We start from the raw sequence: 25,978 nt of genomic DNA, 5'->3' as shown, positions 1-25,978 counted from the left end.
GTCACTTCGTGCGGACCTTCATGCCGTCTTCCACTGCGGTTGCGCCGGTTACGATGACCAGATCGCCCGGCGCAATGCCTTTCCGAACGGCCGCGCTGGTTCCGTCGCTGGCACCGACTTCGACATCGCGGCGATGCGCGACACCATCCTTGACCACGAAGACAAACGGCTGTCCGCCGTCGTCGAGCAGGGCGGCATAAGGCACGGTGACCGCCGCGCTCGCTGTGCGCGTGACGACCCGGGCCGAGAGCGGCTGTCCGGCGCCAAGACCCCGTTCAGCCGGAATATCGACGAGGATCGTCGCGAGCCGCGTCTGCGCGTTGGCAACCGGGCTGACACTGCGAATGGGAACTGAGAAAGGCGGCGAACCGTCACCGGGATGAACCTCTAGCGAACTGCCCGGTGGAAGACTGCGGGCCAGCGCCGGATCGACGCCGAAGCGCGCCTTGACCACACCGGCGCGCGACAGGGTGGCGATTACCGCGCCCGGTTGGACAATGTCCCCGGCGCTCGCGCCGGTCGTATCGACATAGCCGGCATGCGGCGCACGCAGTACCAGGCCAGCGCTTCTCTGGCCGAATGAAACTGAAAGCGCAGAGGCGGCGGCCGCGCGTGCGCGCGCCCCCTCAACATCGGCGTCGCTGGCAAGGCCATCTGCGCGAAGCCTTTGTGCCCGGGCGAGCGCTAGCTGCGCGGCGGTGGCATCGGCCCCGGCAGCCCGTGCCTGGGCCTGGCTCACCGGACTGGCCTGCAACCGCGCAACCACAGTGCCGACGGCGACCGCTGTGCCGGCCGGCGCATCGATCGAAAGAACTCTGGCTTCGACAGGCGCGGCAAGCACGATCTGACCATCGCCGCCGCGCTCGATCTCACCATAAAGCGTGACCGACTGGGCGATGTCACCGGTGCTCGCCTTGCCGAGCGAAACCAGCGCGACCGGGGTGGGGTCGGTCGCTTCGTCGGCGCTGCCCGAACAGGCGGCCAGCGCGAACAAACAAGGCAAAAGCAGTTTCGTCCGAATCATTTCCACCCCTCGATCGGTTCGCCGCTCAGCAATTCGAGCGCGATGGTCTGTTCCTCAATCGCCAGTCTTGCCTGCGCGACGACCAGTTGGCGGTCGCGCAGTTGCTGTGCCGCTGTCATCGCTGCCGCGTTCGACAGATCACCGCGTCGCGCAGCACGAGCGGTTGCTTCGGCCTGGCGCTGCAGCGCCGGAAGTCCGTCCTCGGCATCAGCGAGCTGCCGCCTTGCCAGCGCGATCCCAGCCCAGGCTGCTGAGATGTCGGCGCGGGTCTGGAACAGCCGTGCCTCGTATTCCACTTTGAGCGCCTCGCGCGTGGCACGCTCGATGGCAATTCCGCCGCGATTGCGGTTCCACAGCGGCAGGGTGAAATCGATCGATGGCCCGAGAAGGAAATTACCGGCTGAATCCCGATTGCCGGTCACCGACAGGTTGAGCGTGGGAAACTGGTCGAGTACGGCCTTGTGCACTGCCGCCTCCTCGGCACCATAACCGGCGCGCAGTGCAGCAAGGTCGGTGCGGGTGTCGCGGGCAATCGCAAACAGACGCTCGGCCGGGGGCGGGGCATCGGGTAGCATGACCGGCACGAGAGCAAGCCGGGTCTCGGGCGGCAGGCCAAGCAGGCGTGCGAGTTCCTGCGTTGCCGTGAGCAAATCCTTCTCTGCCGTGCGCAGTCGGTCTGCGGAATCGAAGGCCGCGACGCGTGCAGCCTCGGCGTCGCTTGCCGGAACATCGCCGCGAGAGGTCGCCCGCGCCGTCCGTGCGAGCTGGGCTTGCGCTGCGGTATTGGCTTCGCCTGTCAGTTCAACGATCCGTGTCAGCCCGCCGATCCGCACCGCCTGGATCCTGGCCTGCCCGGCTGTCTGCCATTCGGCCCAGGCCAGATCGAGCCTCACTTGCTTTGCCTGATTGCGCGCCTGCTCGCGGGTGACGGCCCGCTTGCGCAGCGCGTTGAGATCGAGGCCGATTGCACCGGCGATGTTGAGCAGGGTGTCGGGACCGCTGAGCACCTTGTCCGCGCTGATGCTGAAGGTTGGGTCGGGCAGCAAGCCTGCGGCAAAAGCCTGTGCGTCAGCCACGTTCGCACGGGCGCGCAAAGCGATCAGGTCCGGATTGTTGACCACGGCGAGCGCGGCGACACCCTCTGGCGTCAGCGGCGACGACAGGTCGATCGGTGTGGGTTTCAGCCAGGGGCGCTCGACCGCGCGGGCACGCGTCTCAAGAACCGCAGAAATCGGCGTGGCGAGAACGGCCGGGCTCTCTTCGAGCGGGAGTGGCGCATAATGCGCGCAGCCCGATGCAAGCACCACCAGAAGCAGGGTCAAACGGGTCTTCAAGAGGGCATCCTCTGCGGGAAGTAGATTTCGGCCAGCAGGCCAGGGTGCGCATCGCTCAAGGTCAGACTGGCGCCGTGCGCCTCGGCGATGGCGCGCACCAGGCTGAGGCCAAGTCCATGACCGGGTGTTGCGCGCGACGCTTCGAGACGCACGAACCGTTCCTGCACCCGCATACGATCCTCTCCCGGTATGCCGTGGCCGTTGTCCTGTACAGTGACAGCCACACCATCAGCCTCGGCGTGTGTATTCAGCCGAATTGCCGCGCCTGGCGGGGTATGGCGTAGCGCGTTTTCGACCAGGTTGATGATCGCTTGCGCCAGCAATTCGCGGTCGCCTTGAACCGTCAGGTTCGGCTCGCTGACGACATCCAGTGCCTGTCCTGCATCTTCGGCAAGAGGAACCAGTGTTTCGCCCAGCTCCGTCACCACATCCGACAGGCTAACGGGGCCAAAGGCGCGTTTCAGGCTACCTTCCTCGACTTCTGAAATCCTGAGGATCGCGTCGAACAACACGAGCACATTGTCGGCCTGCGCGATCGCGCTCTCGACCAATTGTTCCCGGTCAGCGTCATGCGTCGTCCCGGACAGGCGTTCCAACTGGTTGCGCAGTCTCGAAAGCGGGGTGCGCAGATCGTGGGCAAGATCGCCGGTAACCTGACGCAGGTTGGCGATCAGCCCGGCGATCCGATCGAGCATGGCGTTGAGTGAGGCCGCCACCCTATCGAATTCATCTCCCGCAGTGCCTACGATGGCGCGCCTGCGAAGATCCCCGGCGACGATTGCGGCGGCGGTTGTTTCGATACCGGCCAGCCTGCGCCGAAGATAGGCCGCCAGCGCAACGGCCCCGGCGAGCCCGATGAGCAGCAGCGATGCAAATGCGGCGGCGAAAATGCCGAGGATTGTCCGGTCAATCGCTTCGAGCGATTCAAGGTCGGCAGCGACCACCATCCGATAGCCGCCGGGCAACATCGTCACCTTGGCGCGCGCCGGGTCAGGCCCTTCGAGCGGGTCGAGGAAGACGATCCGCTGCCACCCTTCGGCGGGCATGCTCGTCTTGAGATTCCCTGCTATGCGCTGGCTGTCTGGTCCGAACAGTGCGGTTCCCAGCGAAACTGGACCAGGCCCCTGCAATTGGTTGAGCGTTTCGGTCAGGCCGCGAATGCCATCGTCGCGATATTCTCCGCTGAGCGAATTGGTTGTCTGCTCGATGGTGGTGTCGATCTGGCGCGAGAATGCGGTGTGAGTCGCAATGAATACTGCGGCCCCAAGCGCCAGCATGGCCCCCGCGTAGGCGAGGAAGGCAAATACGGCGATGCGGTTCGCGGCGCTGCGCGGCAGCAGTCTCATACAGCGCGCAGCCGATAGCCAACACCGCGCACTGTCTCAATGGCGTCCGGAAGATTGCCTTCATTGAGCTTGGTGCGCAGTCGGCTCATGTGGGTTTCGACGATCTTGGTCTGCGGATCGAAATGGAAATCCCAGATCCGCTCGAGCAACATGGTGCGGGTGACGAACTCGCCGGCATGACGCATCAGCTCTTCGAGCAGGCGGAACTCGCGTGGCTGAAGCTGGATCTGCTGGCCCGCACGCCGCACCTCGCGTGCAAGAAGGTCCATTTCGATACCGCCTGCCGCCAGCCTGGTTGCAACGCCGGTAGGCGCGGTACGCCGTCCGAGCGCCTGGATCCGGGCCGCCAGCTCGCTGAACGCAAAGGGCTTGACAAGGTAGTCGTCGGCACCGGCTTCGAGCCCGTCGACCCGGTCTTCGATCCGGCCGAGCGCTGTCAGCATCAGCACGGGCACGGCAATACCTCCGGCTCGCAACCTCTTCAGCACCGAAAATCCGTCGAGTGCGGGCATCATCCGATCGAGAATGATGACATCGACGGTCTCGGTCAGCGAGAGGTGAAGCGCATCCTCCCCGTTCGCTGCCACGATGACATTGTGGCCCAGTTCTTCGAGCCCACGCTCGACGAATTGCCGCGTATCATCGTCATCTTCGGCCAGCAGGATGCGCATCACTACCTCGCTTAGTCCCTGGCGTTCAACGGTTCGAACTTGTTCTCCACGATCCGGCCTGTGGCGACATCGACACCAATCTCATGGATCTGGTTGCCCTGCCGGATGTCGAACGAATAGCGCAAACCGCCGCCTTCGCGCTCGCGCTCGGCCTTTTCAATGCGCCCAGGTGCGGCGTGCAGCGCAATGGCGCGGGCCTGCGCCATGGTTATTCCCGACGACTTGGCCTGGCCTGCCTGGGGAAGGACGAGCGCCGCAGCGGCGAGCGAAAGTATCATGGCAATATTTCTCACGGGTTTTACTCCTGTCGGTGTGCTCAATGCACGTTCAGGGTGATACCCATGCATAGCTCACGTGACGGTTGCTGTGGGGATACAAATTCCCAACCTTGATCTGGTTACAGAGAGTGCTGGCCAGCAGCTCGCTTCGGTGGTCGTAGACGCACCCCCATCCGGCCAAGCAACATTCGATCCTGTCGCTGGATGGTATGGCTGTTGCGTTTCAGGACCGAGATACAGGGGCAAAATCGCACTCGCGTCCGATGACCAGATTGTCGTTGTCCGTACTTCCGCGCGATTGAAGGAGAATAGCATTCTCGTCGGCGGCGACGTCAGGAGGGCCAACGGCCATGTCGGGGTAGTGCCGGGCCACCTCCATTTTGAAGGTTTGGACTCGAGGGGCGAGATTGTAGCTGCGACTGACGCGCCATGGGGGGGAGTTCATGTCTCGCCGATTTCGGCTTGCCTATTTTCGGGCGTTCCTGAATGCAGAAAGCCCTGCGTCGATTGCATCAATCTGCGTGGCGAGCGTCTCCGGGACGAAGTAGCCTACTCCTCGCCGTAAAGTTCCCGCAGCGCGCGGTCGGCTTCGTCGGCATAGCGGCGGCGGACATATTTCTCGGTCAGGATTCCGAGCAAAGCCCCTGAGGAGTCGACAACGGCGAGGTCGTCTTGGGATTGCGCATTCAGACAAACCGGCTTCGCAGTTGGTTCCCTGACTCGCAACAAGGGCAAGGCAACGGCCAGACTGCCGACGGTGGGCAAAATCGCGGTCGAATAGGTACTCATCACAATAGCCGACTTCTATTCGGCTGACGGGAAAGCCATTTCATCGGCAGTCCGTTCCCAACTACAAGTATAGCTTGTAGTGATTTTAGCGCGTTGGTGTCCGAGAGGACTTAATCGGGAATGCGGTATGGAGCCTTGGCTCCGAAGCCGCAGCTGTCCCTGCAACTGTAAGCGGCTAGCGCGGCGCTCATAGCTCAGGCAGCAATGCCTGGGCCGCCACTGGGGACCAGTCTCCGGGAAGGCGCGAATGCCGTGTGTTGATCCGTGAGCCAGGAAACCGGCCTTCGCACGTCGCTGTTGCGTGGTTCAGGGGTTGGCCTGCGCGCGGGGTACCGTTTCGGGCGACATGGAGAGCGGAGCACTGCCAGGCAGTTTGCCTTGGTGGAGTAGCTCGCTGGCCGTGTGGCTATTGCAGCTGCACTCGCCTGGGTGCGGAGGTGACGGTGCGAATTATAGAACCCGGACAGAAGCGGCAGTGATCGAGCTGCGGCAGTTGCGCTATCTGGTGCTTGCGGCAGAATCCGGCAGTTTCAGCAGGGCCGCCAAGCGGCTCGGCATCAAACAGTCGACATTGAGCCGCCAGTTGCTCGCACTCGAAAAGCGCCTCGGAATCGAGATGTTCGAGCGTATGTCACGCGGCGCGGTCCTGACGTCTGCGGGACAGAGCTATCTCAAGACAGCCGAGCGCATTGTCCGCGAGTTCGGCGAACTGAACAGCTGGCTGCATGATACGCGCAAAGGCCGTTCGGGCCGGCTCGCGGTAGGGTTCTATACGTCCCTCTCGGCCGGCAATTTGCGCGCCACGCTGGAAGGCTTCGCCGGCGGCAACGAGGCAATTCGCATCGAGCGGTTCGAGCGCGACCGCGATCACTTGCTCAGTGGTCTGGAGAGCGGCCTGATCGACATCGCGATCATGCCCGGTGAAGGCCGCGAACCCCAGCTCAACCGTCGGTCCCTGTGGAGCGAGCGGATTCACGTCGCTTTGCCTAGCAAAAATCCACTCGGGCAGGCGGATGTCATTTACTGGACCGATCTGCGAGGAGAACGCTTCCGGCTGACGCAGCGTGATCCCGGCCCTCAATTCCGCCAGCTGCTGTTGGGTAAGCTGGCCGATGCGTCGCACCAGCCTGACATCCAGATGGAAGACGTCAGCAGAGAGACATTGCTGGCTTCGATCGGCTCTGGGGAGCACATTGCCATCGTTGTTGAAGCCGCCCTTGGGCTTGGCATCACAGGCACGGTCTTCCGCGAGATCCATGATCGTGATGGACCGACAAGGGTCGGGTTTTCAGCCTATTGGCGCGAGGACAACGCGAACCCCGTGCTAAAGGCGTTCCTGGCCTTCGTCACGGCCCGGTTCTCCTTGTCGGCGTTCAACTTCTAGTTTTTGTCCTGCTTGGATTGACGCACCGCTTCATAGGGTTCTGATCGTCACGTGAATCATTGTGCGCGCTTCTGCTTGATAACCTTTGAATACGGAATTTCTCCGGAACCATTCAGGACCAGCAAGCTCGTCGTCGCGTCCCGGCTCACCGCCTTCGAGAAGAGATAGCCCTGGCCCAGTTCGCAGCCCAGTTCCACGAGATGGACGGCCTGCGCCTCAGTCTCGATCCCTTCGGCCACCACTTCGATATTCAAATCCCGAGCCGTGCGGAGCAACCCGCCGATAACAGCCGCGCCAGCACCATCCGCCGCCAGTCGGTCAACCAGCACCTTGTCGATCTTGATCATATCAACCGGCATCGTCAGCAATGGCATGAGCAAGCCTCCGCCAGTTCCGAAATCGTCCAGCGCGACCCGTAGCCCCTTGGACCGGAGTGATTTGATCGCCTGGAGCACCGCCTTGTCCCGCAACATCGGATAGGCGCTTTCTGTGATCTCTATGACCAAATGCTCAAGTGGCAACCCATGACCAGTGAACGCGGAAGCAATCTGCTGATCCAGCCTGCCGCCATGGAAATCCGCCAGCGAGACATTGATGCCGATGTGCTGGAGCGGAATGGCCATATCCAGCCAGGCACGGACATCGGCTGAGACGATGGTCAACATGCGTTCGGTGAGCTCCGAAGCGGTGCGGGCGTCGGTAGTCGCTTCCCTGAATGCCGCGGCTGCCAGCAGTCTCCCATTGGCCATGCGAAGCCGGCAGAGCGCCTCCAGCGCGACGATCCTACGGGTATCGAGGCGAACTACCGGCTGATAATAAGCCTCAATCCGGCCATCACGCAAAGCGGCATCGACATCTCGAATGGCCGCGATGCGATGGGTGATCCTGGTGTCGAGACCCGGCCAGTAACGGACAAACCCGCCACGGCCCGTCTCCTTGGCGTGATATAGGGCAAAGTCGGCATTCTGCCGGACTTCATCGGCGCTACGATCGCCGCTCGATAGGATCGCGCCGCCGATCGTCGCCTGCGGCAAGATCGCGTGGCCATTGCAGTCGATCGGTTCGCAGAGGCTTTCTAGCAAGGCACTGGCGAAGTGATCGAGATCGCGGAGCGCTTCCGGCGACTGGACCAGGATTGCGAATTCATCGCCTCCGACGCGGAATGCACGGTTGGGCAAAGCCGCCGCTGTGATCCTCTCTGCGGTAGCCTGAAGCAGCATGTCACCGGCATGATGACCGAAACTGTCGTTGATCACTTTGAGATTATCGAGATCGAGTACGAAAAGTCCCCAGGTGCCTGGCTCCGCGCAGGAAAGACAAGAGAGTGCGACGCCGAAGGAGGACCGATTGGCGATCTGGGTCAAGGCATCGACATTGGCCTGCCGTTCGCGCTCCAGCACGCGGCCGTGGCGAGCGAGCGCAATCGAGCACAGGGGAATGCAGGCATCGACAATCACCTGTTCGGCATCCGTCGGCTCTCGGACTGCGCGATAGTAGAAGGCGAAAGTGCCAATCACCCGCTCGTTCTCGTCGAAGATCGGGGTGGACCAACATGCCCGCAGGCCCAATGACAGTGCCGCTTCCCCGTATTCGACCCAGCGAGAATCTGTGGCGATGTCCGTCACGATGACCGGCTTTCGCAGGTATGCGGCGCTGCCGCACGAGCCCAGCTCAGGGCCGATCATGAGGCCATTGAAAGCCGCCGAATAGGATTCGGGCAGGCTGGGTGCAGCGAGTGAATGGAGAATTCCGTCGCGGTCGACGATCAGCACCGAGCAGACCAGGTCTGGCACCAGGGTTTCGATTTCCTGGCACAGACGGTCGATGGTCGCCTTCAGGTCGGCTCCCTTCGCAATCATCTCAAGTATTATATTGCGCAGGTTGAGCACGAATCCTCCACTTTATAGGATAATTATTCTCCAGTGTGATCGCGGCCCATTTTTCTTGAGGCCATAGTATCTCGTGATTAAGCCTTCACTAATCGGCACTCCAATTAGGTCCGTATTGGTTCGTTCTGATCGGGTTCGACTTGGCTGCGATGTCGATGGCGAATTGGAGATGGGCGGCAGCTACTTTCTCGCCTGCCTCATCGAGCAGGAGCAGTGCTTTGCGCATCAGCACGATAGCGTGCTTCCGGATTTGAGACGGGTCTGTCATACTGCCGTTCGTTCCAAGGTGCCCTTGCGAGCCATGTCCGGCTGCCAGGAACAATTTAGGCCTCAGACCTTAAATGATACTTAAAGTCCGTCGCCTTATAACCATCTTGGGCAGAATGATGGGATGTGAAACGCACGCACCCAGGCACACTTCGGATGATACTGGCGGCTAATATCCGCCAGCGCCGAAAGGCGCGCGGTGTAAGCCAGCAGGATTTTGCGCTCGATATCGAGATGGACCGCACTTACATTGGCGGTGTCGAGCGCGGCGAGCGCAATGTGTCGATCGACAACATCGAGAGAATTGCCAAAGGGCTTGAAATCAGTCCCTATCTGCTTCTGACGGAACCAGAATAAGGCCGCCAGCGCCTCTGGCCAAAAGACAGCAAGCGCTACCTCCAAGCCAAGCAGGACAACCTCTAGCCGCTTCGTTTCGCCTTAGCGAAGGCCCTGTCGGTTGCCATGAACCGCGCCAGCATCGGCGCAACGAGCCGTTCTGGCGGCAGTTGCGATTGCCCTGATGCCTCGGCGAGGATGCCCGCATAGGCAACGAGATCGCGGTGGACGGACGCCGGCAATTCGACGGCCAACCTGACCGGCTTGTCATCGCTCAATGACCCCAGCTTCAGCCTGGTCATCGCCGACGGTCCTCCAGCAAGGGCTCAAGTATGAGGTCGCGCGTCACTATGATGCGCAGCGCATATCCTGGCCGAACCGTGAGTGTCGGCCGGACATTGAGTTCGCGCCCGACAATCTGCTGGCCAGTCTGGCTGATCGTGTCCTGCGATCCGCGCCGGACAGCGCGCACAAGGTCGCTGTCCCCGCCCGCGCCCAGCTCCGAGCCGACGCCCAGCAAGGTCGATATGAGCGCTGCTTTGGCCATATTGCCCCAATGGTAGTCGGTCCCGTCCTGCAGCCCGGCAAAACCGCGCACATCGGCGCCGGACAGCCGGTCAAGCTGGATCGAGCGGCCATCGGGGAGGATCAGTCGATCCCAGGCGAGCAGGACACGGTTCTGACCGTGGGACACTTCGGAATCGTATTCGCCGATGAGCCGCGCACCTTGGGGTATCAGAAGAATACGGCCCGTAAGGCTGTCATAGACATTGGCGGTCACTTGCGCGGTGATCTGGCCTGGAAGGTCGGATCGTATCCCGGTAATCAGCGCAGCCGGGATGATGCTGCCCGCTTGCAAGGTCGAAGGCGAGATCATCCCGCTGAGCCGGGCGCTGCTGGTCGTGGCCGTGTTGACGGGCTTCAGGAAAGCGCGCTTGCTTGCCTGGTCGGACTGATTTGCGGGCGGCGCATCGCTACCCGGTTGTGTCGGCACGCCAGCCGCCAAAGCTTCTGCAATCGATGGACCGCTAGAGCCAACACTTCCCTCGCCAGCCAGAAACAGGCGACTGGTCCGCGCCGCATCGCGTTCCTGCGCAATGCGCTGGCGCAGGGCTTCCTCTGGGTCCGCGCCACGCGACGCAGTTTGCGGCGCGCCAGATGGGATGGCGATCACGTCGCCCCGCTGCTGTGCGGCGAGGATCGGCCCACCCAGATCGCCGGGAAGCGGCGGTCCAAGCTTGGGCACCTGCGAATAATCCTTCGGCGCTGAGGCCAGTGTATCGGAGGCGGACTCGCTGCCAGTGCCGATCAGGTTTTCCGGCGGCGTTCTGGACCCGCTCGACAGGGCATAGAAGAGCGATCCGCCGATACCAGCAGACGCGGCGAGACATAGACCGATGATCGCCTTTCGGGACAGCCGCATGACACGGGGCAAAGGCGGTCGCAGCGAGAGATCGGGCAGCGGCGTGGACGCGCCTGTCGTTGCCTGCGGGTTCATCGCGGCGCACTCCGGCGGCGGGTGTCGCGCATGATCCGCACGTGCTGCTCGCTCTTGCGGTCGCCAAGCCGAAGCTCGGCAGCATCGAACAGCCGGTCGACGATCATGTAGGTGCCGCGCACCCTGTAGTTGACGAGTTCGCCCGTGCCAGATGCGCCGATCACGAAGAGCGGCGGCATATCGCCCTGTGCGATGGCAGCGGGAAAGGCGATGAACACCTGCCGACCATCGTCGAATACGCGGGTGGGCCGCCAGCGCGGCTTGTCACCCTCGATCCTGTATCCGAACTCCAGCGCACCCACATCGATGCCGGATGACACCTGCGTCATGGCCTGTGCGCCTGCCGCTCGGCCCTGAAGCGCGATCAGCTCGTCTTGCGGATAGATCCAGGACATAGATGCCATATAGGTCGCCGGCGTGCTGCGCAGTTCGAGGTGATATGTCCGCCGATCAGTGTTTATGATGAGATTGGTGAGCAACCCGCTGCGCGTCGGCTTCACCAGAATGTGGACGCGCTGAAGCGGACCGGAACCGCTCTGGGTGTCGCCGATTATCCAGCGCACTGTGTCACCGGCAGCCACTGGCCCCGCCCCCACCAGCTGCTCGCCTTCCTGCAGCGCAATGTCTGTGACCTGCCCGGGCGCGGTATAGACCTGGTAAAGCGCGCCATCACTGTAGGGAAATTGCTGGATCGCGTTGATGAAGCCATCGCGAACGGGCTGCACGCGCGCGGCGGCATTGGCAGCGCCGATCCGGGACTGCGGATCACTCGCGCCTCCCCGGCGCGCCGCCGTGAGCGGCTTCAACTGGCCGGGAAGCGGCAGAGGTTCGGGAATGGCGATGACGAGCGGCATCATCGGTTCTTCCACCTTTACGGCGGGCTGAATCAGCTCGGGAACGGTCTTGCGGGCGCGCGCTTCGACTGGGGCGGTGATAACCAGGGCAGCGGTTGCCAGCAACATGGCCATGGCCGAGCCACGGGGCGATTTAATGAGATTGGTAGCGATCACTGGGCAAGCTCCTTCGACCAGTTGATGGATTGCACGAAGAGGCCGAGCGGATTCTTGCGCAGGGCGTCGGGTGTGCGCGGAGTCTGGGTGACGATTCCGAGGATCGCCGACCAGCGTTCGGTCGCGGCCAGACTGCCGTCGCGGTAGTGCCGCTCGGTCCAGGCGACCCGGAAGCTGCCCGCGGAAGCACGGATCACGCTCGACACATCGACCCCGACCTGGAGCTTGCCGATCTGCGTGAAGGGATCGTTGCTACGGGCGTAGTCGTTGAGCGCCAATGCACCCTTGTCGCTGGTGAAGTCGTAAGCGCGGAGCCAGTTTTCGCGCACGATCACGGGGTCAGCAGGGATGCTGCGCACTTCCTCGATGAACTGGGCGAGATGATAGGCGATCTGCGGATCGGTCGGACGGTAATCGGCATCCGCCGGCGCCACCGCCTGAGCCGAGCCCAGTTTATCGACCTCGACCACCCAGGGCGTGATCGTGCCGCGTGCCGATTGCCAGACCAGCCCGGCGGCAAGGCCGCCCGACAGGGCCAGCGTGCCGAAGAAGGCAAGTCGCCAGTTTTTGGCCTGCACACGCGCCGAACCGATGCGGTCATCCCAGGCCTGCGCCGCACGCTGATAGGGGGTGACCGGTTCGGGCGCTTCCCCGTAACGGATGGATGGTCGTTTGAACATTTCAGGTTAGTCCTTTTCGCTGAGATTGACGGCGCTCCCGGCCCCGCCGCCATCGCCTGCCCGCAGGGCATGGGCGGCCGTCGAAACGCCTTGATTGAGAGCCTGACGGCGCTGCATGGCGCTGGCCCATGCGGGCCGGTCGGACGCTTCGGTTGCAGGGGCACCTCCATCGGCTTTACCGCCAGAAATCGTGCCGCCGGTCGCGCTGACCGCGCCGCGCGCGCCTTCCCGGAAGTCCTGCTTCAGCGAAGCGGACGCCTTGCGCAGCGGCGACATCGCCGCACCGCCCGCCGCCTGGCCGACAGCGCCCAGGCCTGATGCTACTCCAGATGCCCCGCTCTTTCCGGCCGAACCCAGGGCGTAAGCCATGCTCGCACCGCCCGCGGCCTGCGCTCCCTTGTGTGTGACACCGGCAACCGCACTGGCGGCGGCGCCACCGGCGAGCCGCGCGCCGGCAACACCGGCAGCGAGAGTGCCGCCTGCGGCAAGCGCGGTTCCCACAGCGGACCCTGCGCCGAGCTGCGGTCCGCCTGAGACGATGCCATTGGCGATGCCGGGACCGAATATGCCGAGGCCCAGGAGCGCCAGCGAGGCCAGCGCGATCGACATCGCCTGTTCGGCGGTCGGCGGAACTCCACCAAAGCCGGCGGTGAACTGGGCAAACAGCGTCGTGCCGATCCCGGTGATGACGGCCAGAACCAGCACCTTGATGCCCGACGAGACGACATGGCCGAGCACCCGCTCGGCCATGAAGGCGGTCTTGTTGAAGAAGGCGAAGGGCAGCAGGACGAAGCCTGCCAGGGTCACCAACTTGAACTCGATGAGGGTGATGAACACCTGCACGGCGAGGATGAAGAAGGCGAGGACGACGATGACCCAGGCGAGCAGCAGGATCACGATCGTCACGACATTGGCGAAGAAGGCGGCAAAGCCCATGAGATCGCCTGTCGCCTCGATCAGCGGCTGCGCCGCGTTCAGACCCGTGGCGGCGATCGTGCCCGGTTTCATGAACTCGGCCAGGCTCATGGCCCCGCCGCTGGCCTTGAGGCCAAGACCGGCAAAGCTCTGGAAGACGATATTGGCGAGAGAGGAGAAGTTGCCAATGATGTAGGCGAAGGTGCCAATGTAAAGCGTCTTCTTGACCAGGCGCTGGATCACATCCTCGTCGGCGCCCCACGCCCAAAACAATCCGGCCAGGACCACGTCAATCGCGATCAGCGTGGAGGACAGGAACCCGACCTCGCCGCCCAGCAGGCCGAAGCCGCTGTCGATGTAGCTGTTGAAGACAGACAGAAAGCTGTCGATGACGCCGGTGTCGTTCATGGGAATGTCCAGATTCGCGGCAGGAGGATCAGTAGCTGGCGCTGGGTGTTGGCACGGCTGCAGTTGCCTCAGGGTCGGGGCTGTCGACGAGGCTGTCGGGATCGGGCACGATCTCGATCACATCGTCGCCGAGAAAACGGCGGCGATGTGCATTCCAGACCTCCTCGCATGAGGCATCGGGCATGGTCAGTCGGCTGCAGCGAGCAAGTTCCGCCGCCAGCGGATCACCGCTTGGACGGGGCTGGACCTGACCGGCAGCCGGTTCATCCTTGGTGTCGGTGGCGGCAATCACCGCCACCGTGAGCATCAATCCGGCAAGGGCCGCAGCCGCCGCAATCCTGGCGTTTCTTGACATTGCGACGCGCTCACTTGCCGCCGATGAACCGACGGAACCGTTCCCGGCCGTCAGCTTCTGCCGTCGCCTGCCGTGCGGCTTCGAGCGACTGGCTCCGGGCCTGCGCGGACAGCATGGCGGTGAGATCGGCAAGCTGCTGCGACTGGAGCGCGAGCAACTGATTACCAGCCTGTGCAGCCTGTAGCGCGCCGGTCGCCGACTGGCTGGCGGTGACCAGTCGTTCCATGGATGCACGCGAGCCTTCGATATTGCCGACAACACCTGCCTGCACCTTCAGTGCGTCCTCGAAGGCGCCGACGCTCGTCTCCCAGCGCTCACGCGCGTTGGCGACGAGCGTCTGATCGGAGGCCGACATCGGGATCGACTTGTACTTGTCGGCGAAAGTCCGCTCGATGTCCTGGACGTTATAGGCGAGATGCTGGGCCTGATTGATCAGCTGCTGGGTCTGGCGGATCTGGTTCTGCAGCGGCTGCAACACATCGAGCGGCAGGTTGGCGAGGTTCTTCGCCTCGTTCACCAGAGATGTCGCCTGGTTCTGGAGCTGACGGATCTGGTTGTTGATCTGCGCCAGCGTCCGGGCGGCGGTCAGCACGTTCTGTGCGTAATTGCTCGGATCATAGACGATGATCGCGCTCGCCGGCTGAACGCTGGCAAGTGTCACCACACTGGCGATGCTTGCCATCAGGGCGAGACGGATGGGGGCCTTCTTCATGGGTAGATTTCCTCGTTGGGGGGTGGAAGCAATTCGGCGGCCCAGGGCAGGCCGCGCGCGGTGAGCCAGGCGCGGGCGAAGCCTTGCTGCCCGTGCTGGGCAACAAGCTCGGCGATGCGCAGCTGGTCGGTCTTGGACGAGGCGGCAGTGAAGGCGAGTGCGACTTCGCCCAGCCCCAGTTCGAACAGCCGATTGCCGCGCGCCGACTGGCAGTAATAGTCGCGCTTGGGAGCCGCCCGCGCGAGGATCTCGATCTGGCGGGCATTGAGGCCGAAGCGCTCATAGATTGCGGTGATCTGCGGCTCGATCGCCCGTTCATTGGGCAGGAAGATGCGCGTCGGGCAGCTTTCGATGATGGCAGGCGCAATCGCGCTCGTCTCGATATCGGCAAGGCTTTGCGTCGCGAAGATGACGCTCGCGTTCTTCTTGCGCAGCGTCTTCAGCCATTCGCGCAGCTGCGCGGCAAACGCCGGGCTGTCGAGCACCAGCCAGCCCTCGTCGATGATGATGAGGGTGGGCGAACCGTCGAGGCGGCCCTCGATACGATGGAACAAGTAGGACAGCACTGCAGGCGCGGCAGCCGACCCGGTCAGCCCCTCGGTCTCGAAGGCCTGGAAACTGGTCTCGCCAAGATGTTCGACTTCGGCATCAAGCAGCCGACCGTAGGGGCCGCCGAGGCAATAGGGCGCGAGCGCCTGCTTCAGTTCCTGCGATTGCAGCAGCACCGCAAGCCCGGTGAGCGTCCGCTCAGGCACAGGGGCTGATCCCAGCGATCCCAGCGCCGACCAGATATGCTCCTTCGCCTGCGGGTCGATGGTTACGCCTTCGCTGCCAAGGATCGCCGCCAGCCATTCGGCTGCCCAATTGCGCTGCGACGCTTCATCGATCCGGGCGAGTGGTTGCAAAGACACGGCTGCCGCCGCGCCATCATACAGGCTGGTGCCAAGATCCTGCCAATCGCCGCCGCAGGCGATAGCGGCGGCGCGGATCGAACCGCCGAAATCGAACGCGAATATCCGCGCGTCTTTGTAACGCCGGAACTGCATCGCCATCAGGGCCAGCAGCACTGATTTGCCCGCACCGGTCGGCCCGACGATCAGCGTATGGCCGACATCGCCGACATGAAGAGAAAACCGGAACGGGGTCGAGCCTTCGGTCTTGCCGAAGAGCAAGGGGGCAGCTTGCAAGTGCTCGTCCCGTTCCGGACCGGCCCATACGGCTGACAGGGGGATCATATGGGCCAGATTCAAAGTCGAAATGGGGGGCTGACGGACATTGGCGTAGACTTGCCCAGGCAAGGAGCCGAGCCAGGCCTCGATCGCGTTCATGCCCTCGGGGATGCAGGTGAAATCGCGGCCCTGAATGATCTTCTCGACAAGCCGCAGCTTCTCGGCGGCGAGTGCTGGATCGACATCCCACACCGTTACCGTCGCCGTCACCAGTGCCTGCCCGACATGATCGGCACCCAGTTGCTGAAGGGCGAGATCGGCATCGAGCGCCTTGTTCGAAGCGTCGGAATCCATGAGTACCGATGCTTCGTTGGTCATCACCTCCTTCAGGATTGCGGCCACGGATTTGCGCTTGGCAAACCACTGACGACGGATTTTGGTCAGGAGCTTGGTCGCATCGGTCTTGTCGAGCATGACCGCGCGGGTCGACCAGCGGTAGCCGAAGGCGAGCCGGTTCAACTCGTCGAGCAACCCCGGAAAGGTGATCGTCGGGAACCCGGTGATGGTGAGCGTGCGCAGGTGGTGGTCGCCAAGACGCGGCTCGAGTCCGCCGGTCAGAGGCTCGTCGGCAAGCAATGCATCGAGATGCATTGGCGTTGCCGGGACACGCACCCGCTGTCGCCGCGTCGAGATCGTGCTGTGCAGATAGGTCAGCGTTTCGCCGTCATCGAGCCAGGCCACCTCCGGCATGAACCCTTCGATCAGGTTCAGCACGCGGTCCGTTCGGTCGATGAAATTCTTGACCAGTTCCCACGGGTCGATGCCGGCCTGGGCGCGGCCCTCATAGAGCCAGCTCTCGGCTCGCGCTGCTTCCTCGGCGGGCGGCATCCACAGGAGCGTGAGGTAATAGGCGCTCTCGAAGTGCGCGCCCTCCTCGCGGAACTGTTCGCGCCGCTCTGCCTCCACCAGTGCCGATACCGGATCGGGAAACGCATCTTCGGGATAGTCCTGCGCGGGAACGCGCTGGGCTTCGACGAAGATCGACCATCCAGAACCCAGCCGCCGCAGCGCGTTGTTGAGACGCGCCGTTGTCGAGACCAGTTCGGCGGGCGTCGCGCTGTCGAGGTCCGGCCCCCGGAAGCGTGCGGACCGCATGAAACTGCCGTCCTTGTTGAGGACGATCCCGGGCGCGACCAGTGCTGCCCATGGCAGGTAGTCCGCCAGTTGCGCCTGCTTGCTGCGATATTCGCGGAGCGACATCATGCGCGCATCCAGTTCGGGTAGCGCAGGTGCCGCCGGGCAACATCAACGAAGTGGGGATCGCGCCGCGCAGCCCAGACCGCGAGCATGTGGCCGAAAGCCCAGATGACAACGCCCACGATCCACAGGCGCAGACCAAGGCCGATGGCGCCGGCCAGCGTGCCGTTGACGATGGCCAGCGCGCGGGGCGCACCGCCCAGCAGGATCGGCTCGGTCAGCGCGCGATGGACCGGCGCATGGAAGCCAGGAACGGGTTCGGCAACGCCAAGCATCAGACCAGTGCTCCGCCGCCGAAGCTGAAGAAGGAGAGGAAGAAGGACGAGGCCGCAAAGGCGATCGACAGGCCAAAGACGATCTGGATCAGTCGCCGGAACCCGCCGCCGGTGTCACCGAAGGCCAGCGTGAGACCGGTCGTGATGATGACGATCACCGCAATGATCTTGGCGACCGGGCCTTCGATCGATTCGAGGATCGACTGCAGCGGCGCTTCCCACGGCATCGACGATCCGCCGGCATGGGCAGGCATGGCCGTCGCGAGCATGACGAGCGGAAAGGAAGCGGCAGCAGCAAGGCGCTGCGCGCGGCGCGAGAGGCGAGACGTCATGTGGGTTCTCCAGTTTTGGGTTGGTCGGATGGAAAGGTGAGCTGGTAATCGCCGTTGCCGGCGAGACCCTCGACACAGGCGAGTTCGGCGAGACGTCGTCCGGCGCCGTCGCGAACCAGCACGGCGAGCACATCGATGGTCTCGGCAATCAGGGCGCGCGGCACGGTGACCACAGCTTCCTGGATCAGCTGCTCCATGCGCCGGAGCGCGCCGAGCGCACTGCCCGCATGGATCGTGCCTATTCCGCCAGGATGGCCGGTGCCCCACGCCTTCAGCAGGTCGAGCGCTTCCGGGCCGCGCACCTCGCCGATGGGAATACGGTCGGGGCGAAGCCGTAGCGACGAGCGGACGAGGTCCGACAGCGAGGCGACTCCGTCCTTGGTCCGCATGGCGACCAGATTGGGCGAGGCGCATTGCAGCTCGCGCGTGTCTTCGATCAGCACCACCCGGTCGCCCGATTTGGCGACCTCGGCCAGCAGCGCATTGGCCAAAGTGGTCTTGCCAGTGCCGGTGCCGCCGACGACCATGATGTTGGCACGCCGGGTCACGGCGTCACAAAGCATTGCCGCCTGGTCGCGGGACATGATGCCGGCGTCGACATAATCGCCGAGCGTGAACACGGCGACTGCCGGTTTGCGGATCGCGAAGGCGGGTGCGGCCACGACTGGCGGCAGCAGTCCTTCGAAGCGCTCGCCGGTTTCGGGAAGTTCGGCGGAGACACGCGGGCGCCGGGCATGAACCTCGACGCCGACATGGTGTGCGACGAGCCGGACGATCCGTTCCCCGTCAGCCGGGGAGAGCCGCTCGCCCGTATCGGCGATCCCCACTCCCAATCGGTCGACCCAGAGCCGACCGTCGGGATTCAGCATTACCTCGATAACTTGAGGATCGTCGAGCCAGCCCTGGATGGACGGCCCAAGCGCAGTGCGCAGCATGCGATTGCCGCGCTGTCCCGCTTCGGATTGAAGAGCACGAACGCCCATGAAGATCCCCTGACGGGTCCGGTCGTTGATCCGGCCGGCGCCGTGGGGATGAGCAAGAGAGCCAGATAAGGCCTTAGTTCAACAAGGATTTACCGTCAGCAAACGCTGGCGCAGCAAGACAGGCTGTAGCGTAGCCTGTTCACCTTGCTGCCGATGGCTGTTGTGGACCCGCTTTCTGCCTGTCCGGTATCAGGCCTAGAATTTAAGAAAGCCGACATTCCGCTAAGCCAGAACTTTTGGCAGCAAGCCCCCCTATCGCACTGAACTTCTGACTTCCCATTGTGTTCTCCGTTTCCACCCACGCCGCACCGTTGAAGGAATGGATTGGCGGTTTTACGTCGGAGTCGCCGGCGGAAAGCAGGTCCAGGTGCATGGACGCTGCGGATCTCAGCTCATTTTAATCGCTGATTCCGATGTGGTTGGTTCAGGGACTTGCCCGCACGCTTGGTCCAAGCAGGATTCAGGGCCCGTCATTTCAAGAACGGGGGAAAATCCGCCCCCTGCGGTCCGCATGTTGGTGGTTTGGCCTTGATAAAGCCGTGCGGCGGCAAGGAGTAGCTCTCCGGCATATGTGTATAGTCGGATGTCAGTTTTGAGAACGATGCTCTCGCCCGCCACAGTTGCGTTGCGTGCGCTGGGCGCGGCAAAGGCTTGCGCGACATATACGCCGCTGACGATCTCGTCCCATACCCGGCGCGTGAGCTTGTCACCTCGATACGCCGCTTTGCTGCCATGGCCGCGGGCCGGCTTGAAAAACAGGTTCCGGCGTTCGCGCCAAAGATCCTCGCTATTGGCGGCCGTGACGACTACGGTCCGCGGCAGGCCACTACGCAGAACGGCGCGGCGTTCGATCGATAGCCCCCACTCATCCAGCCGTGCATCGTCTGACAGCAGCGCAAGATTGCGCTTGTCTGCGAAGAGGGCGTGAACATGAGGCGACGGTGTGAGGACGACTGCCCCTTGCAGGTAAGCGGACTGGAGTGCGGCATGTCGCGGCTCCTCAAGCGAGAAGTCGACCAGGCGGTTGTAGACCAGGTCGACCATGCGCCCGTTGACCGTGAGTTTCTGTCCGTCGAACATCATTTCTGAGGGATCGACGATCACCGTTGGAATACCCTGTCTTTCGAGCATCACCTTCGCCAGCTGGAACTCCGGGTATAAATGCTGCTGCTCGGGCAGGTCATCGACAATCGCAACCAGCGCCGGCTGGCCGCCACCGCGCTGCAACTGCCATTCGGCCGTAAACATTCGAGCCACACGCTCGGCAAACTCACTTTCGGTCAGGGGCCTGACCTGGAACTCGGCCTCCGGACAGCAGGCGTGCTGTGCCCCCGCCAGAAACGCATTGAGGAAGGCTCCCCCGGCATTGGTGTTCACCTCGATGAGCTTTGGACCGTCAGGAGCTAGGTGGAAATCGTAGCCCATGAATGCCCCGACCGGCCCGAAGTCCATTTGTGCCGATGGCGGTGCATGGGACAAGGTCGCCGCACGAAAGACTGGTAACTGCGCGGCCCCCTCAACGGCATCGACGATCAGCATCATTTTGCCCAGCGTTGCCGATGGAACGAATACGGGAACATTGGAAAACAGCGTCGGATGCGATGCACTCAGCCGCTCCGCAAAACCCTCGATCCGGACTGCCCTGTCCAGGGCTTCTTCCAACTCCTTACGGTCGAGCGAGATGCAGAAGCAGCCAAGGTTAAGCTGCTCTGCAATCGCTTCTGTGGTGACCAGTAAGCCGTTCGGGGGTTCAATGGGCGGCACTGTGTTCCTTCCTGGCGTCAATTATTGCCGCAATATGAAAGCTCTGAACTTCGTGCAGCATGTTCTCGACGCACCAGCGTGCAAACATCGGCGCCAGCAGTCGCCCAAGCCAGTGACGCACACCCGATCGCGGCAGGGCGTAGTCGATCCAGACACGAAGCTGGCAGCCCATGACGGCTTCTGCGATCGCGAAGCCCATCCGATAGTTGCGAATGACGACAAGCTGCGGTGTCCCGATGGTCGCCCAGGCCTTGCGCAGAGGCGGTGTGCGCTCCTCGACGACCTCTTCGAGGGTAATCGCGAATCCAAATCCCGTGCCGGTCAGCCGGATCACAGATCCCACCGCTTTCCCTGCCAAAGCATCAAGCTCACACTGCATAGAGCCGCCGCCCATCATGAGCGATGGCTCGCTCATGTGCCGGGTCAGAAGGTCCGGTTCATCCGCAACGGCGAAGATGCTTTCCGCTGACCCGGTGATTATTGCGCTCGCCTCGAAATGGAGCGGCAGGCCGGTCACAGCCGGACGATCCGTAGGCGCAAGGCATTGGTGATGACGCTGACCGATGAGAGGGCCATGGCAGCCGCCGCAATCGCAGGCGAGAGCATCCAGCCAAAGGCCGGATAGAGCGCGCCCGCTGCGATCGGGATGCCGGCGACGTTGTAGGCGAAGGCGAACACCAGGTTCTGGCGGATGTTGCGCATCACCGCGCGCGACAGGCGGCGCGCCCGGACGATGCCGTTCAGATCGCCTTGCAGCAAGGTCACGCCTGCGCTTTCTATGGCGACATCGGATCCGGCACCCATCGCGATGCCGACCTCGGCAGCCGCCAACGCCGGCGCATCGTTGACGCCGTCCCCGGCCATCGCAACGCTGCGGCCTTCGGCGCGGAGCTTCTGGACGACGCTGGCCTTGTCCTCGGGCAACACCTCAGCCTCGACATCGTCAATGCCGAGGCGGGCTGCAACAGCGAGCGCGGTCGTGCGATTGTCCCCGGTCATCATGACAATGCGGATGCCATCTGCCTTCAGTTCGCGGATGGCCTGGGCAGAAGTTTCCTTGATCGGATCTGAAATGCCCAGCAGGCCGACGAGCTTGCCATCCACACTCGCAAAGATCGCGGTCGCACCTTCTGCTCGCATTGCCTCGGCTGCTTCATTGAGTTCAGCGGTGTCGATCTTCTGTTCGGCCATGAACCGCAGTCCACCGAGCAGGACATACTTTCCCGACAACGTGCCGGTCACGCCGCGCCCAACCGGAGAGTCGAAATCGCTGGCCTGCTCCAGTTCCAGCTTGCGGTCCTGCGCGGCGCGCAGGATGGCATCGCCCAGCGGGTGCTCGCTGCCGCGTTCAAGGCTGGCGGCAAGGCGCAAGATTTCGTTCTCGTCCCATCCGCTGACGGTGCGGATCCCCGTGACCGCAGGACGCCCTTCGGTCAGCGTTCCAGTCTTGTCGACGATCAGCGTATCGATCTTCTCGAACCGCTCCAGTGCTTCGGCATTCTTGATGAGCACCCCTGCCTGCGCGCCGCGTCCGACGCCAACCATGATCGACATCGGCGTGGCGAGACCCAGTGCGCAGGGGCAGGCGATGATCAGCACCGAGACGGCCGCTACCAGCGCATAGGTCAGGCGCGGGTCAGGTCCGAACAGCGCCCAGGCGGCGGCAGCGATCAGTGCGACCGCGATCACCATCGGCACAAACCAGCCCGAAACCTTATCGGCCATGCGCTGGATCGGCGCGCGGCTGCGCTGGGCTTCGGCCACCATCAGGACGATCCGCGCAAGTAGCGTCTCGGCTCCGACCTTCTCGGCGACCATGACAAAACTGCCGGTCTTGTTGAGCGAACCGGCGATGACCTTGGCGCCCGCTTCCTTGGTGACAGGCATGGACTCGCCGGTAACCAGCGACTCATCGATCGAGACGCGGCCCTCGGCGATGACGCCATCGACCGGCACCTTTTCGCCGGGACGGACCCGCAGATGATCGCCGACAACGACGAGGTCGAGCGTAACTTCCTCGTCCTGGCCATCGGCGGTAATCCTGCGCGCGGTCTTGGGCGCAAGATCGAGCAATGCCTTGATCGCTCCGGAGGTGCGTTCGCGTGCGCGTAGTTCGAGCACTTGCCCGAGCAGGACCAGCACGGTGATGACGGCCGCTGCTTCGAAATAGATCGGCACGGTGCCCATCGCGTCGCGGAAGGCGGGCGGAAACAGCCCCGGCGCGAAATGGGCAACGAGGCTGTAGAGATAGGCAACGCCGACACCCATGGCGATCAGCGTGAACATATTGAGGTGGCGAGACTTGAGCGAGGCCCAGCCCCGCGTGAAGAATGGCCAACCCGCCCACAGCACAACCGGCGTCGCCAAAACAAACTGAATCCAGTTCGATGTCAGTTTGCCGACGAACATCATCAGGCCGGTCAGATGCCCGCCCATTTCCAGGGCAAAGACCGGAAGCGTCAAGACGAGCGCGACCCAGAAGCGGCGGGTCATATCGGCGAGTTCAGCGCTCGGACCTGTGTCCAGCGTCACCGTTGCCGGCTCAAGGGCCATCCCGCAGATCGGGCAGGAGCCTGGTCCAACCTGACGCACCTCGGGATGCATCGGGCAGGTATAGATGACATCACTGGCCCCTGCGGGCGGCGATGCGGCACCCTTTGAAAGATATTGCTCCGGGCTCGCAACAAACTTGGCCCGGCACCCTGCACTGCAGAAATGATAGTCCTGACCCGCGTGGGTCGCGTGGTGCTCGGTCGCAGCAGGGTCCACCTTCATGCCACAGACCGGATCGGCCGCAGTAGCTGTGCCGCCTGCCTTCGCGCCGCCGCTAGAGCAGCTTGCGCTATGTTGGTGCGCCTTGTGATCAGTCGATGCCATATCGATTCTCCTTTGACGCATCTTCATGTGGGGTCTGACATCACGTCAGGGTCAAGCGGCTAGTTTGCCTGCAACAAGGGAAACTGCTCAACCAGAGCTTCGGGTTCGCCACTTTGGAAAGAAACCGCCCGTCCGTGCCATATAGCTGCGATAGGCATCGCCATATTCGGCAATCGCGGCCGTTTCTTCATGACGGGCGAGGCGGACGTACATGACGACCAGAACCGGATACATGGCCAGCGTCAGCAGCGTTGGCCATTGCAGTAGGAACCCGGTCAGGATCAGGATGAAGCCGACATATTGGGGGTGCCGGATACGCTCATAAATCCCGGTGGTCGCTATGGCGCGGCGTTGCTGCGCTGCATGGAGCACGGCCCAGCCCACCGAAATCATCCAGAAGCCGCCGCCGATCAGGACGAAGCTGGCGATGTGGAACGGTCCAAAATGGGGGTTCACCCGCCATCCGAACATCATCTCGAGCAGATGGCCTGCGTCGTGGGAGAACCAGTTGACGCTGGGATAGTGCGACTGGAGCCAGCCCGAAAACAGGTAGATGGTGAGCGGAAAGCCATACATTTCGGCAAAGAGCGCGACGAGAAAGGCGCTGAACGCGCTGAAGCTGCGCCAGTCCCTTGGCGACTGCGGTTTGAAGAAGCTCAGAGCGAACAGGATGAACACCACCGAGTTGACGAAAGCGAGGCCCCACAGGCCGAAACCCTGCATCTGATGCGTAGCCATGGTACCCTCCATCATTGTGCACCGACGTCGCCGGCCCCCTGTGACTTGCCTGACGGCGGACCACCGCCATGTTTGTGACCATGATGCATGAAGAGGTGCATGATCGGGCAGGACAGGAAGAGAAGGAGCGGCAATGCGCTCAGCACGTGCACAGTGTGCTCGGTGAACAGGTAGTAGCCCGCCACTATCGCGAAGCCGCCGAAAACGAGTTTGGCGAGGCCGGACATCTTTCCGCCGCCATGAAGTTCATGCTCTGAAATGGAATGATCCTTTCAAATGACGGGACGAAAGACGGCCTGCGCTGGCAGGTGAAGGCGAAATACGGCGCGTCACCAGCCCGGCTCCAGCGTTCCCAGCCACGCGACGAGGCCAAGGATCACGACTGCAGCAGCCAGTTCGACGGCCATGCTCGATCTTATCCGGCGAACGGCCATCGCCTTATCCGCGTGGTCAGTGGCGCTTTCCACTGCGGGAACAAGCCGGAACCGGTGCAGCGCTGCAAGCGCCAGCATGAGGGCAAACAGCGCAAGTTTGCTGCCCATCAGGACAATGTAGGCTGAGCCAAAGGCAGGTCCGAAGGGCTGGTTGCCAAGGATGGCGAAGCCGTTGATCAGGCCCGTCGCGATCAGAAGCGCGACAACCATAGACCCCACAAAGCCGAACTCTTTGAGGCATCGCCCGGCGATGGTCAGGTCAGCAAGGGAGGCCTTCGGGCGGACCACCATATAGAGGAGGCAGGCGATCGCACCCAGCCAAACGCCTGCGGCCAGCAGATGAACGATGTCGGCAAGCAGATGTGGCCAGGCCAGCACGCCTTCGGTGGCTACGCCGTGCCCGTTCCAGGCCAGTGATGCGAGCGCGACGCTGCTGAATGCGGTAACGCTTGCCAGCATGCTCGTTCGGTTTGCCGGTGCCAGCAGAACTACGCCCAAGGCGAGCGCCGTGACCGACAGGCGCACCATAAAGGCCCAGCCAACGGGCGCGGTCAGCAGGATCGAGCGGGCGAGGTCAGAATCGATGGCGTCGATGGCTGTGCCCGCCATGTTCGCGAGCAACAGGGCAAAGCCCAGGAAGTTCAGGCAAACACCAATCAGGCCGAGCAGGATCAGCCATGCCCGGAACGGAAGCTGGCTGCGTTCCGGTCCGCGCAAGGCATAGAGACCGAAGAGGGGCACACCCAACAGCAGCCCTTCGATTGCGAAGAGTCCGAAGCGGACAGCAATGATCGGCCCCTCGGACATGCCTGTTACCTGACCGTGAAGGCGAACTGGCCTTGGACCCGATGGGTGTCAGCCGCAACCGCATGCCAGGTCACGGTATAGGTCCCGCGCGGCAAGGCACTGGCGAAAGTCGCGATGAGGGTTTTGCCATCCGAAGAAAATGCCGTTTTGATCGCTGGCAAGGGCGCCATAGCCATATGAGCCGAATGATCGGCGTGCGACATACCGGCCATACCGGCAGGCGCAATTTCCAGACCCGTCAATTGCGGCATCAGTCGTTCGGTGAAGCGAAGCGTGATCTGCCGGGCAGATTGCACCGCTGTCTGAGCGGCAGGGATCGAAGACACCAGCCTGGGATGAGCCAGCGCGGGAATGGCGGTTGTCATGGCAATCGCAGCAACTGCGGTGGCAATCGATCTGATGAGTTTCATGAAATGCTCCTGAGATATCTGCTGGCTAATACGCAG

General features: G+C 63.0%; 28 protein-coding genes and 1 riboswitch. Of the genes, 2 read left to right on the top strand and 26 right to left on the bottom strand.

Going from position 1 to position 25,978, the window contains the following annotated elements; genetic code table 11:
* Window position 1: 1 nt before the first annotated feature.
* The 6 genes from NL2_RS02680 to NL2_RS02655 form a co-directional block, all read right to left on the bottom strand.
* Window positions 2–1,003, bottom strand: a complete 1,002-nt coding sequence (locus tag NL2_RS02680) for an efflux RND transporter periplasmic adaptor subunit (RefSeq protein WP_169799455.1) — start codon at window positions 1,001–1,003, stop codon at window positions 2–4.
* A 17-nt stretch (window positions 1,004–1,020) separates the two neighbouring features.
* Window positions 1,021–2,358 (bottom strand): TolC family protein, encoded by a 1,338-nt coding sequence (locus NL2_RS02675; RefSeq protein WP_068071418.1) that lies wholly within the window; start codon window positions 2,356–2,358, stop codon window positions 1,021–1,023.
* Entirely contained in the window at window positions 2,355–3,704 is a 1,350-nt protein-coding gene (locus NL2_RS02670) for a sensor histidine kinase (protein ID WP_068071416.1), read from the bottom strand. The genes NL2_RS02675 and NL2_RS02670 overlap by 4 nt, the downstream gene beginning before the upstream one ends.
* Window positions 3,701–4,375: a response regulator transcription factor gene (locus tag NL2_RS02665; RefSeq protein WP_068071414.1), complete on the bottom strand. Its 675-nt coding sequence runs from the start codon at window positions 4,373–4,375 to the stop codon at window positions 3,701–3,703. Before NL2_RS02665 ends, NL2_RS02670 begins: the two co-directional genes overlap by 4 nt.
* 11 nt (window positions 4,376–4,386) lie before the next feature.
* Window positions 4,387–4,581, bottom strand: coding sequence for a PepSY domain-containing protein (locus NL2_RS02660; RefSeq protein WP_245647538.1), 195 nt, complete (start codon window positions 4,579–4,581; stop codon window positions 4,387–4,389).
* A 621-nt stretch (window positions 4,582–5,202) separates the two neighbouring features.
* Entirely contained in the window at window positions 5,203–5,442 is a 240-nt protein-coding gene (locus tag NL2_RS02655) for a hypothetical protein (protein WP_068071410.1), read from the bottom strand.
* 77 nt (window positions 5,443–5,519) lie between these two features.
* A riboswitch (cobalamin riboswitch) is annotated at window positions 5,520–5,742 on the top strand.
* Between the two features lie 175 nt (window positions 5,743–5,917).
* On the opposite strand from NL2_RS02655, the gene NL2_RS02650 reads away from it, so the two are divergent.
* On the top strand, window positions 5,918–6,826 hold the full coding sequence (locus NL2_RS02650; RefSeq protein ID WP_068071408.1) for a LysR family transcriptional regulator: 909 nt from the start codon (window positions 5,918–5,920) through the stop codon (window positions 6,824–6,826).
* 56 nt (window positions 6,827–6,882) lie between these two features.
* Here NL2_RS02650 and NL2_RS02645 read toward each other — a convergent pair whose 3' ends face one another.
* Entirely contained in the window at window positions 6,883–8,715 is a 1,833-nt protein-coding gene (locus tag NL2_RS02645; protein ID WP_157082996.1) for a putative bifunctional diguanylate cyclase/phosphodiesterase, read from the bottom strand.
* Window positions 8,716–8,803: 88 nt separating this feature from the next.
* Window positions 8,804–8,983: a hypothetical protein gene (locus NL2_RS02640; protein ID WP_068071404.1), complete on the bottom strand. Its 180-nt coding sequence runs from the start codon at window positions 8,981–8,983 to the stop codon at window positions 8,804–8,806.
* A gap of 155 nt (window positions 8,984–9,138) precedes the next feature.
* Between NL2_RS02640 and NL2_RS02635 the strand changes: the two genes are divergently transcribed.
* Window positions 9,139–9,339, top strand: coding sequence for a helix-turn-helix domain-containing protein (locus NL2_RS02635; RefSeq protein WP_245647537.1), 201 nt, complete (start codon window positions 9,139–9,141; stop codon window positions 9,337–9,339).
* Window positions 9,340–9,401: 62 nt separating this feature from the next.
* Here NL2_RS02635 and NL2_RS02630 read toward each other — a convergent pair whose 3' ends face one another.
* From NL2_RS02630 to copC, 18 genes are all read right to left on the bottom strand, one after another.
* Window positions 9,402–9,620 carry a DUF2274 domain-containing protein gene (locus NL2_RS02630; RefSeq protein WP_068071400.1) on the bottom strand — a complete coding sequence of 73 codons (219 nt, stop codon included), beginning with the start codon at window positions 9,618–9,620 and terminating at the stop codon, window positions 9,402–9,404.
* Entirely contained in the window at window positions 9,617–10,816 is a 1,200-nt protein-coding gene (locus NL2_RS02625) for a TraB/TrbI/VirB10 family type IV secretion system protein (protein WP_068071398.1), read from the bottom strand. The genes NL2_RS02630 and NL2_RS02625 overlap by 4 nt, the downstream gene beginning before the upstream one ends.
* Window positions 10,813–11,784: a P-type conjugative transfer protein TrbG gene (trbG, locus tag NL2_RS02620; RefSeq protein ID WP_068071396.1), complete on the bottom strand. Its 972-nt coding sequence runs from the start codon at window positions 11,782–11,784 to the stop codon at window positions 10,813–10,815. The genes NL2_RS02625 and trbG overlap by 4 nt, the downstream gene beginning before the upstream one ends.
* 38 nt (window positions 11,785–11,822) lie before the next feature.
* Window positions 11,823–12,506: a conjugal transfer protein TrbF gene (gene trbF / locus NL2_RS02615; RefSeq protein ID WP_068071394.1), complete on the bottom strand. Its 684-nt coding sequence runs from the start codon at window positions 12,504–12,506 to the stop codon at window positions 11,823–11,825.
* Window positions 12,507–12,512: 6 nt separating this feature from the next.
* A complete protein-coding gene (trbL, locus tag NL2_RS02610; protein ID WP_068071392.1) occupies window positions 12,513–13,829 on the bottom strand; it encodes a P-type conjugative transfer protein TrbL in 1,317 nt (438 codons plus the stop codon).
* A gap of 28 nt (window positions 13,830–13,857) precedes the next feature.
* Window positions 13,858–14,184: a putative entry exclusion protein TrbK-alt gene (gene trbK-alt / locus NL2_RS02605; protein WP_084355805.1), complete on the bottom strand. Its 327-nt coding sequence runs from the start codon at window positions 14,182–14,184 to the stop codon at window positions 13,858–13,860.
* A 10-nt stretch (window positions 14,185–14,194) separates the two neighbouring features.
* Window positions 14,195–14,896 carry a P-type conjugative transfer protein TrbJ gene (gene trbJ, locus NL2_RS02600; RefSeq protein WP_068071388.1) on the bottom strand — a complete coding sequence of 234 codons (702 nt, stop codon included), beginning with the start codon at window positions 14,894–14,896 and terminating at the stop codon, window positions 14,195–14,197.
* The gene (gene trbE, locus NL2_RS02595; protein WP_068071386.1) at window positions 14,893–17,328 is read right to left on the bottom strand and encodes a conjugal transfer protein TrbE; all 2,436 of its coding nucleotides are present in this window, start codon (window positions 17,326–17,328) and stop codon (window positions 14,893–14,895) included. Before trbE ends, trbJ begins: the two co-directional genes overlap by 4 nt.
* Window positions 17,325–17,597 (bottom strand): VirB3 family type IV secretion system protein, encoded by a 273-nt coding sequence (locus NL2_RS02590; RefSeq protein WP_068071384.1) that lies wholly within the window; start codon window positions 17,595–17,597, stop codon window positions 17,325–17,327. The genes trbE and NL2_RS02590 overlap by 4 nt, the downstream gene beginning before the upstream one ends.
* The gene (locus tag NL2_RS02585; protein ID WP_068071382.1) at window positions 17,597–17,929 is read right to left on the bottom strand and encodes a TrbC/VirB2 family type IV secretion system protein; all 333 of its coding nucleotides are present in this window, start codon (window positions 17,927–17,929) and stop codon (window positions 17,597–17,599) included. Before NL2_RS02585 ends, NL2_RS02590 begins: the two co-directional genes overlap by 1 nt.
* Window positions 17,926–18,912 carry a P-type conjugative transfer ATPase TrbB gene (gene trbB / locus NL2_RS02580; protein ID WP_068071380.1) on the bottom strand — a complete coding sequence of 329 codons (987 nt, stop codon included), beginning with the start codon at window positions 18,910–18,912 and terminating at the stop codon, window positions 17,926–17,928. Before trbB ends, NL2_RS02585 begins: the two co-directional genes overlap by 4 nt.
* 387 nt (window positions 18,913–19,299) lie before the next feature.
* Window positions 19,300–20,676, bottom strand: coding sequence for a hypothetical protein (locus tag NL2_RS02575; protein WP_068071378.1), 1,377 nt, complete (start codon window positions 20,674–20,676; stop codon window positions 19,300–19,302).
* Window positions 20,663–21,193, bottom strand: coding sequence for an SRPBCC family protein (locus NL2_RS02570; protein ID WP_068071376.1), 531 nt, complete (start codon window positions 21,191–21,193; stop codon window positions 20,663–20,665). Before NL2_RS02570 ends, NL2_RS02575 begins: the two co-directional genes overlap by 14 nt.
* Window positions 21,190–23,553 carry a heavy metal translocating P-type ATPase gene (locus NL2_RS02565; RefSeq protein WP_068071374.1) on the bottom strand — a complete coding sequence of 788 codons (2,364 nt, stop codon included), beginning with the start codon at window positions 23,551–23,553 and terminating at the stop codon, window positions 21,190–21,192. The genes NL2_RS02570 and NL2_RS02565 overlap by 4 nt, the downstream gene beginning before the upstream one ends.
* A gap of 87 nt (window positions 23,554–23,640) precedes the next feature.
* Window positions 23,641–24,291: a methyltransferase family protein gene (locus NL2_RS02560; protein WP_068071372.1), complete on the bottom strand. Its 651-nt coding sequence runs from the start codon at window positions 24,289–24,291 to the stop codon at window positions 23,641–23,643.
* An 11-nt stretch (window positions 24,292–24,302) separates the two neighbouring features.
* Entirely contained in the window at window positions 24,303–24,518 is a 216-nt protein-coding gene (locus NL2_RS02555) for a DUF2933 domain-containing protein (RefSeq protein ID WP_068071370.1), read from the bottom strand.
* A gap of 102 nt (window positions 24,519–24,620) precedes the next feature.
* On the bottom strand, window positions 24,621–25,532 hold the full coding sequence (gene copD / locus NL2_RS02550) for a copper homeostasis membrane protein CopD (RefSeq protein WP_068071368.1): 912 nt from the start codon (window positions 25,530–25,532) through the stop codon (window positions 24,621–24,623).
* Between the two features lie 5 nt (window positions 25,533–25,537).
* Complete coding sequence (gene copC, locus NL2_RS02545; protein WP_068071366.1) at window positions 25,538–25,942, bottom strand: copper homeostasis periplasmic binding protein CopC; 405 nt, start codon at window positions 25,940–25,942, stop codon at window positions 25,538–25,540.
* Window positions 25,943–25,978 lie beyond the last annotated feature (36 nt).

Origin of the sequence: Novosphingobium lentum NBRC 107847, from assembly GCF_001590965.1 — a bacterium.
GTDB lineage: Bacteria > Pseudomonadota > Alphaproteobacteria > Sphingomonadales > Sphingomonadaceae > Novosphingobium > Novosphingobium lentum.
Note: the sequence above shows the minus strand (reverse complement) of the source record. Positions and strands in the feature narration are given on the sequence as shown.